Origin of the sequence: Parapedobacter soli, assembly GCF_025460835.1 — a bacterium.
Lineage (GTDB): Bacteria > Bacteroidota > Bacteroidia > Sphingobacteriales > Sphingobacteriaceae > Parapedobacter > Parapedobacter soli.
Genome location: NZ_JAMXAY010000012.1, coordinates 92,662 through 101,719 on the forward strand (window position 1 = coordinate 92,662; position 9,058 = coordinate 101,719).

The 9,058-nt window shown below is 50.3% G+C and carries 5 protein-coding genes; 1 reads left to right on the forward strand and 4 read right to left on the reverse strand.

Annotated elements, in window-relative coordinates; translation table 11 throughout:
- Window position 1: 1 nt before the first annotated feature.
- From NGM62_RS07505 to NGM62_RS07520, 4 genes are all read right to left on the reverse strand, one after another.
- Window positions 2–1,681, reverse strand: a complete 1,680-nt coding sequence (locus tag NGM62_RS07505; protein ID WP_262246900.1) for a RagB/SusD family nutrient uptake outer membrane protein — start codon at window positions 1,679–1,681, stop codon at window positions 2–4.
- Window positions 1,682–1,706: 25 nt separating this feature from the next.
- Window positions 1,707–4,943, reverse strand: a complete 3,237-nt coding sequence (locus NGM62_RS07510) for a TonB-dependent receptor (protein WP_262246901.1) — start codon at window positions 4,941–4,943, stop codon at window positions 1,707–1,709.
- Between the two features lie 176 nt (window positions 4,944–5,119).
- Window positions 5,120–6,364: a FecR family protein gene (locus NGM62_RS07515; RefSeq protein ID WP_262246903.1), complete on the reverse strand. Its 1,245-nt coding sequence runs from the start codon at window positions 6,362–6,364 to the stop codon at window positions 5,120–5,122.
- A gap of 82 nt (window positions 6,365–6,446) precedes the next feature.
- Window positions 6,447–7,037: an RNA polymerase sigma factor gene (locus NGM62_RS07520; RefSeq protein ID WP_262246904.1), complete on the reverse strand. Its 591-nt coding sequence runs from the start codon at window positions 7,035–7,037 to the stop codon at window positions 6,447–6,449.
- Between the two features lie 1,390 nt (window positions 7,038–8,427).
- Between NGM62_RS07520 and NGM62_RS07525 the strand changes: the two genes are divergently transcribed.
- A complete protein-coding gene (locus tag NGM62_RS07525; protein ID WP_262246905.1) occupies window positions 8,428–9,054 on the forward strand; it encodes a hypothetical protein in 627 nt (208 codons plus the stop codon).
- Window positions 9,055–9,058 lie beyond the last annotated feature (4 nt).

The following is a 9,058-nucleotide window of genomic DNA, read 5'->3' on the forward strand; positions in this document are numbered from 1 at the left end:
ATTAAAAACCTGGATTTTGCGGCATTTCTTTCGTCAGGTTGGCATCGAGTACCACCTGGGGAATCGGGTACAGCGTATCCCTCGCTGTGGCAGTCTGGTTTCCGCCGGCAAAGTTGTGGGCTTGTACCCGCTCCAGCCATTTTCCCGTCCGGAGCAAGGTATAACGCCGGTGTTCTTCTGTAATCAATTCCCGCGAGCGCTCGTCTAGGATAAAATCAAGGGTGACATCGGTGGCCGATATGTCATGGGTATGCGCCCTTCTCCGGATGATGTTGATGGTTTCTGCTGCCCCGGCGTTGTTACCCAGTTTAAACTGGGCCTCCGCTTTAAGCAGGTAGGTTTCAGCCAGCCGGAGATAAACCTGGTCGTTATACTGAAAAGATGCCTGCAGGTCGGCGGAAATGGTGTTATCCCATTTCCGGATAAATGGCCAATCGTTGCGGGAACTCTTGGTGGTATACACCAGATCTTCCGACCAATCCAACTTAACAGTATCTCCGTAATTATACCCCGCGGGCAATCTGTCGGCCTCGCCGGGCGCATTCTGGGTGGCATCCTTCAGGATATAATAGGTGCGTATGGCGTCGTTGGAACCGCGGACGTCATCGGGATCGTACAGATTAATGGCCCATTGCGACGGAAGGGCACGTGCGATTCCGCGACCGCCCCGCTCCACGGTGTATTGCAGCGGCGCAATGCCGCCGATCTTGATTTGGTTGTTGAAATTGGTGTTGCTGTATTCCCTTCGCATCAGGCTCCCGCCGCCTCCTACCACATTATACTCCCACTGCCATACCCAAAGGGCTTCGGTGTTGCCTTCTTCGCGGTTCGAATTGCCCTCATAAAACATATCCATGAAAGCCGAACCGGGTTCATTGCTTTTCACGCCGTACCTTTCGGTAATCAGTTTATAGGCCGGGGTGTTGATGCACTGGTCGGCCCAATACAACGCGCTGTCGGGCTTGCCTATCGTCAGGTATAATTCGGAAAGATAATGCTGAACAGCGCCTTTGCTAATTTTTCCGCGTATGGCAGGTTCTGCGGATAGGTATTGCTCGGCAAACAGCCAGTCTGCTTTTATCTGGTTGCGGACTTCCGCCCGGGGGGTACGTTCCCAGTCCGTTTTTATGTCAGATCCCTGGGCTTCTTCCAGCGACAGGGGTACATCGCCCCAGCAAAACGTTAAGTGCCGGTATGCCCATGCGCGCAATGCTTTGGCTTCGGCAAGGACCCGGTTTTTGTTCTGTTCGGGGGTTGCACCGCCGCCGGTCCAGTCAACTTCCGTTCCGCTTTCTGCCCGGTTGATAATGGTATTGGCGGCATTCACGATTTTGTATAACCACAGAAAAACACCTGAGAGGCCCGAATTGGTGGAAACGTTCAGGCTTTTCCAATTTTGCGTGATGGAGCCGATATAAGCGGAATTGTGGGCGACTAAATTGTCCGTTCCAACGGTCGCAATCATCGCAGTCAGGTTATTGCTGGCACCATTAACTGCTTCTCTTTCCCTTCTAACCAGTGAATATAATCCATTCAGGCCTGCTTCAAATCCATCGAGGTTTGTATACAGGGTTTCAGCGGTGATCAAGTGGGGTGGCGTTTCGTCCAGCCAACCCTGGGAACAACCTGCCGCAATCCATACGATGGCGGAAACAAAGGCAATGTTTAACAACTTTTTCATTAGCTATACTATGAAGCGTTTACAATTAAAATTCAAGATTTAAGCCGATCACGTATTCCTTTTGCAGGGGAATATTCCGCTGTCCGTTCAATTCGGGATCCATCCCCCCGAATCGGGTGAGGGTAAAGAGGTTCCTGCCAGTAAGGTAAAGCTGGCATTTGCCGATACCGTAACGCGACAAAGCGCTTTTCGCGAAATCGTATGCGATTGAAACATCCTTGATCCGGACAAAGCCTGCGTGTTCATAAGGAGCTGCGCTTTTCCCGTCCTGAAGGTTGGCATTCCATGTGTTCATGTACCATTCGTTTGTCGGGTTATCCGGCCGCCACCAGTTCTTTTTGGTGGTGGTCATCCGAACGGCTTGATCTACGTCCGTATCGTTCAGTAGGGTGTTGTTTTTGGTGACGCCATGAACGCCGTGGATAAACACATTCACTGTCAGATTTTTATAGGAGAACGTATTGTTCATTCCCCAGATGTACTTCGGATCCCGCTGCCCGATGATGACCCGGTCGTAATCGGGTGAAAGCACGCCGTCCGGTACACCATCCGGGCCGCTGACGTCTTTGATTTTGATGTATCCCGGTTGGGTTCCATACGCCTTGGCTTCTTCGGCTTCGTCCAATTGCCAGACACCGTCCCATTTATAGCCGTAGTTCACCAAAATGGGCTTTCCGATAAACCAGGTGCTGGCAACATCGTCGATTTCATTTCCGTTTTCATCCAGCATCCCGTAAAGGGAAACGATTTTGTTCTTTACAAAAGAGATATTTCCGGTGGTTTCCCATTGGAAATTCTCCGTGGTGAGGTTCCGGGAGGTAAACGATACTTCCAGTCCCTTGTTTTCCGTTTGCCCGATGTTCTGGGTGATGGAGCTTACGCCGTATATGGGAGAGATGGTCCGGTCAAGGAGCAGGTCGAAGGTGTTCGACTTGTAAAAATTGACGTCTCCGATAATCCGGTTGTTCAGGATCCCAAAATCGAGGCCCAGGTTCAACGTTCTTGTGGTCTCCCAGCCGAGGTCGTCCTGCCCCAGTTTGCTGGGGACGTACCCCGGCAGCGTGGTTGATCCGGCCACGATATCCTCGGAAGAGAGACGGGAAATGGTCTCATAGGCCGAAATCGCCTGGTTTCCACTGAGCCCGATCGAAGCCCGAAGTTTCAGCTCATTGACCACGTCGTTCCATCCGAAGAAGTCTTCCCGGGAAATATTCCAGCCAACAGCCAATGAAGGGAAAAAGCCCCATTTTGTTTTCGCGCCAAACCCGGAATAGCCGTCATTGCGCCCGGTCAGCGTAAGCAGATACCGGCTATCGTAGGCATAATTGATGCGCAGCATGCTTGATAGCAGCGAGGTTTCGGTATTTGAAAACCCGGGGACAACCAGCTCGGCCTGGGGTGCGGAATACCAGGTCAGGAAATCGTTGGGAAAACCCTGTGCGTCCACACTGTTGGTGTTGCTTCGGGAGTTTTCAAAACTGTAAAGTCCGGTAGCGAAAACACTGTGCTTGCCAAATTCCCGGTTATAATTGATGATATTTTCGATCACCACGTTTCTGGACAATCCCCGGCTCGTTGCGGCGTCGCCGCTGTTGGAAAGTCCGCGCTGCGTATTCCGCCCATAATAGGTGGCATCGTTGGAGAACCCCAACCGGATTCCCGCATTGATCCGGTATTGCAGCCCCTTCACAAACGGAAAGTCGACCACCGCATAATTATTGGATACTACTTGGTACGATTCGTCAATATTTTTGGCAAGCGTCCCCATCAGCGGATTGCGGAAATAGGTGTCTTCAGGCCATGGGTAAATGGTCAGTTCGCCATTTTCGTCGTATGCTTTGGTAAACGGGTTCATCCAGAATACACCCTGGTCTCCATCCCAGGTAGGCGCAATACCCCCGGCATCGGTGTAGGCAAGCTGGGTGCGGGTACCCACGGTCAGCCAGTTCTTGAATTTGGTATCCACGTTGATCCGGGAGGTCAATTTCAGGTAATCGTCATTGACGGCCAGTCCGGTTACATCGGTTATCCCGGTGGAAATGTAATATTGCGTCTCCTTGAATCCGCCGGAAAAAGAAAGATTGTGCTGCGTGCTTTTTCCATTGCGCAGCGCCAGGTCCAGCCAATCGACCCATTCCCCCGATTCGTAGATGTCCAGTTCCGAAGAGGTGAAGGCTTCGGGATTCCGTTCCGTTTTGAAACGGTAGAATTCTTCTCCCTTCATGATGTCCGGTAGGTTGGCAAACCGCTGCATGGAATAATAGCCGTTGTATCGGATCTTGGTGTCTCCGCCCTTTCCCGATTTTGTCGTGACGAGAATGACGCCGTTGCTTCCCCTGGATCCGTAAATTGCCGCAGCGGAGGCGTCTTTCAGCACCTCGACGGAAGCAACATCGTTGGGGTTGACGTCGCCAAGCCCTCCGGCGATCCCATCGATGACCACCAGCGGGGACGTGCTGGCTTTTATGGAATTCCGGCCCCGCATCATGACGGATTGCGAGGGTGCGGCTCCGGCTGACGAAGTAGAGACCTGTACGCCGGGGATCGCGCCTTGTATGGCTTGGGTCAGATTGACGTTTGGAGCCATTTCCAGCCGTTCCATCGGAAGTGAAGCAACCGTTCCGGTGATGTCTCGTTTCTTTTGCGTGCCATAACCCACCACGACCACCTCATCGAGATCACTTACACTGCTCTGCAGCACGGCATCTAGCGTAGTCTGCGTACCGATAATGTGTTCGACTGAGACATGCCCGATATTGGTAAATGTGAGGGTTGTCCCGCCTTCGGGGATTTGGAGTTCATACCTGCCGCTGGTATTCGTTGTGGTCACGGCATTGGTTCCTGCCACCCGTACCGTCACCCCCGCTAAGGGGGCTCCCTCGGTGTCGGTGACCTGTCCCGAAATTACCCGTTGTTGCACCGATTCGATCTCAGGCGTCCGATCGCTGCGGGTAGCAGGCACCACAGTGCTTTTTCTTTTGATCACTATCGTCTTATTTTCGATGGTTGCCTCCAGCGGAAGCCCCGTGAAAATCGTTTCTAAAAATTGGTCGACGGGCATGTTTTTAGCGTCGACAGAGATGGGTTTGGTGTTTTTCACTACCGCTTCCGCGGTGAAGACGGTGTACCCAGTTTGCTGCCTGATGGCTTGCAATATCTTATCAAATGAAAGGCGATTTCCTTTCAGGGTTACCGTTTGGGCATTTGTCGCGGCACTGACATGCAGCAGTCCTGCCAACATAAAGAGTAAAAGTAACCTCATTACCCTCACTAAGTAATTCTTATTCATTAACTTTGAACAGTTTGGATGGTTTAAAGTATTTAGCGCTATCCCGACTGTTTGAGGGAGGTGTTGGTAGCACTTCCCTTATTTTTTTGACGCCAGCCTACGTCATTACGGTCTCCTTGTACGTTTTGTCAGCTCGGTCTGCGAGAGACCTACGGCTTACCTCCTTTTTTATCGTATATCGTTAATTTCTTATCGGCTACACTCAGCTCATAATTTACCTCCAGCACATCGAGCATCTTCAACACCACCGAAAGGTTTTGACTGCGGTAGGCATCACCGACCAATTGGCCGGATGGCACACCCCCGGGATACACGATATCTAAATCATACCATCGTGAGACCTCATTCATAACTTGTTGGAAAGACTTTCCGTCAAAATGGAATTTACCCGACTTCCAAGCGGTTACAGCACTGACGTCGACAAGGGATTTTACTAAATTACCATTGTCCACAAAGGATTGCTCGCCGGGTACAAGTGTAATGAAGTCTGTGCTTGCTGAGGCTCCTTGCTCTGGGGCCGCCTGAATTTTGACCCGTCCCTCCACTAAGGTGGTTTTGACACCTGCCTCATCTGGGTAAGCGGTAACATTGAACTCCGTACCCAACACTTCAATGAGCTGTCCACTACTGTTCACTTTAAAAGGACGATTGGCGTCGTGTGACACCTGGAAATAGGCCTCGCCTTCTACTTCTACTATCCGTTCCGTTAATCCGAATTTGGCGGGATAACGTAACGTGGTAGCGGCATTGAGCCACACCTGCGTACCATCCGGCAACTCAACATAATAGGTACCGCCCATGGGGGTCGACAATTCTAATAAAGGCACCGCCAACCGTTCTACATCGGCATCACTCGGGGATAATGACAGCAATGACGTACCATCATCGTACAGAATCTCATCATCGTCAACAACAATCCCCCTTTGGATTTCGTCGAGTGTGATAACTCGTCCGTCTGCTAACTTGAGCATAGCCCTATTGCCACCCGGTGCGATATCATTCACCATCTCTGTATATACGGTATTTTCAACAGATATCACATCATCGCGAAGCATCATCCAGGATACGGTGCCCGCCACCAGCAATACCGCGGCAGCCGCATAAGGCAGCATTCGTCGGATGCTGTACGGCTTGGAAGATGGATCAGTTTCGGAAATGCGACTGCCCACATTTTTTCGAAGCTTATCGGTAAAATCTTGCTCGTCTCCCTGTTCTAACTCATAGCGCAGCAACACCAATTCCTCGATGCTTTTCCCTTCTTCAATTTGCGCTAATAAATCTTGGTATACCGCATCACTGCCTGCCCAACGCATGAGTTCAGCTTCTTCTGAGGCAGACAATGCACCAGAAAGCTTTTTCTTTAACAGTTCTGCAATATAATGGGTATCCAACATAGTTTTTTCAGTCGTGTTGGTATAGAAACGGGAACGACGACAAAACCTGTCACATTATTTTACATTTTTTCTGAAAATCTTTTTAGTTTACCCAACGATCGACTAAGGGCAATAGAATTAACAGGTACCAGAGCGCCTTTTTATCCTTGAAAACGACGCGGAGCTTAGCAAGCGCGCGGGAGCGGGCTAGGAAGATTGCATTGGCGGATATACCCAGCTTATCACTGATTTCTTCGGTGGTCAAATCCTCCACATAGCTCATCCTAAACACCGAAGCTTGCTGCTCAGGCAGGTTATTAATCTCTTGATAGATTAATTCAACCAATTCGACTTCGATGATTTGCGACAACAAGTCCTTTTGGGGATAGGCCAACTCGTCGGTAATTTCAGGGTCGTACTGGATTTTATTTTTAGGGGAATCCAAAAAGTCATAACATGCGTTTCGGGTGGCAATGTATAGGAATGCTTTTACATTTTGGGGAGTATGGAAATTTTCACGGTTACTCCAGAGTTTATAAAACACATCGGAAACAACTTCTTCGGCGACCTCTTTTTTACGGACCAATGAATACGCAAAGAACCGCAACGGCTTACCATAAATAGCCATGAAATGATGAAGGCCAGATTCCTGCCCTTCGCGCAATGCCTGCAGATGGAAATCACTCTTCGTCATGATGCGATCAGGTAAAAACTGGTTCTTTATTTTGCGTAAAGTAACACATTTTTAATGAAACGAAAAAACGCACAATCCTGTCGCAGTTAGAAAAATAAAGTTCATAGAACAATTCGTACTATATATTAACGTAGAAGCCCCAGAAGTTCACTGTGGCGCAAAACTATGCGACAAGTATAATGCAAGGCTCAAATTAAGGTTAACAAATCTCACCTATCAACAAGTTGCATCCGACACACGCGATTCAACAATTACCCAATACACACCTCGAAGTCCGTTATAGCAGAGCGCTGCTATCCTAAATGCTGGAAATTGCAAGGAAAGTGAATGTCTCCATAGCAACTCCGTCATTGGATTAAGGAAACACCGCAATGGGTTCAGGAAACACCGGCCCAAAGCTGGTACAACACAACTTGGTTCCGTCCCTCTACCACCTGAACTCGGGCGACACCTCCTCTGGTTCAGGTGAAATGGACAACGATTTATATGGAACCGACAAGGGTTCATCCCTAACACACCCAGGGCCGATTGCACGCTGAGGGGATTGCAGTTAAGTCGCCTTGGGTTGCGGTGGGGCCATCTTGGATTGAAGTGAGCTTATCTTGGGTTCAGGTTGTACCACGCTGGACTAAAGTAGGGTCATTTTGAGTTAAGCTGGTACAGCCATGGGTCAACACGGAGCTCACGTGGTTTACTTACGTGCCCGACCGAATCCAGGTGGAACCAAAAGGGAGCCGGATGAAGCCTACCCGAACCCCTGAAGAATGTAGCCGGTCTAAACGCTCGTCCGAACGAATTCCGCCCGGCGTAATCTGAACCCATACCGATGCGGCATGAGTCCATACCGGCGTGACCTGAACCCATACCGGCGTGACCTGAACCCATACCGGCGTGACCTGAACCCATACCGGCGCGACCTGAACCCATACCGGCGTGACCTGAACCCCTGTCGACGCGACATGGACCCATATTGGCACAACATGAATCCATGTCGGTNCGACCTGAACCCATACCGGCGTGACCTGAACCCCTGTCGACGCGACATGGACCCATATTGGCACAACATGAATCCATGTCGGTATGGCCTGACCCCAGTACGGCACATCCCGAACCCGTCTCCGTGTTAAAACAGATGGAGTCAGCAGAAAAACCACCGGGCAAGAGAGTCCACAACCAACGGTAGCAACGGCGCCGCAAGCGTACACTGACAAAGGGTATCGCGTCTCTCTTGCCGGTCCATGGTATGGGCCTCCAGGATTGTTACACGATATGCAGCCTAAGTGGCGGGACGTAGGCACCTATTTTGAAAAAACTCCTTGTTTCCGTGGATTTATCGGGCTTGTCGGATTGCGTATGTTTGTAACAGTTCTTAAAAACTACCGAAATGCAGATGTCATTGACTATGTTCATCACCTTTGCCTTTTTTATGTCGTGCACCAAAGACGATAACCGGGGAGATACCGGCCAAAACCCGCCGATGAAAGGCACATTGGTGTACCCCTCGGCCGATGAGCTGATAGTGTACTCCTTTGCGGATAAAACCGAACGAAAGGCCTTTTCAGAAGGGTATGGGTACAACGTCTCGGCCGACGGCAGCATGTTCCTATGGTTCGATTATGACGCCTTTGAAAGCGAGTCTACCGTCCATATCCATCGCTTCGACAACATCGAATCCAGCGATAGCTTCACTACATCCTACGCGATTGAAAATACACCAGACTTCAGGCCAGGCAGTGAATCCTTGGGGGTGTTGGTAAAATCGGCCGATGAGCCATTACTCCGTACAGACTTCCATTTGGTGGACCATACAGGCAAAAGCCTGGCGATGGTTCCGCATGTCAAGGATTTCGCTTTCTCGCCCGATGGCGACGATCTGATCATTGCGGCAGAAGCACTGGACGCCCAGGGAAATCCTGCAGGGTATGCCATTGCCACAATCAGCGACTTTGCTGTGGAGGGACAAGCGGTGTCTAAAATAGGGCCTGCTGAAAAAGTCAGCCAGCCATTTTCCATTTAAAAAT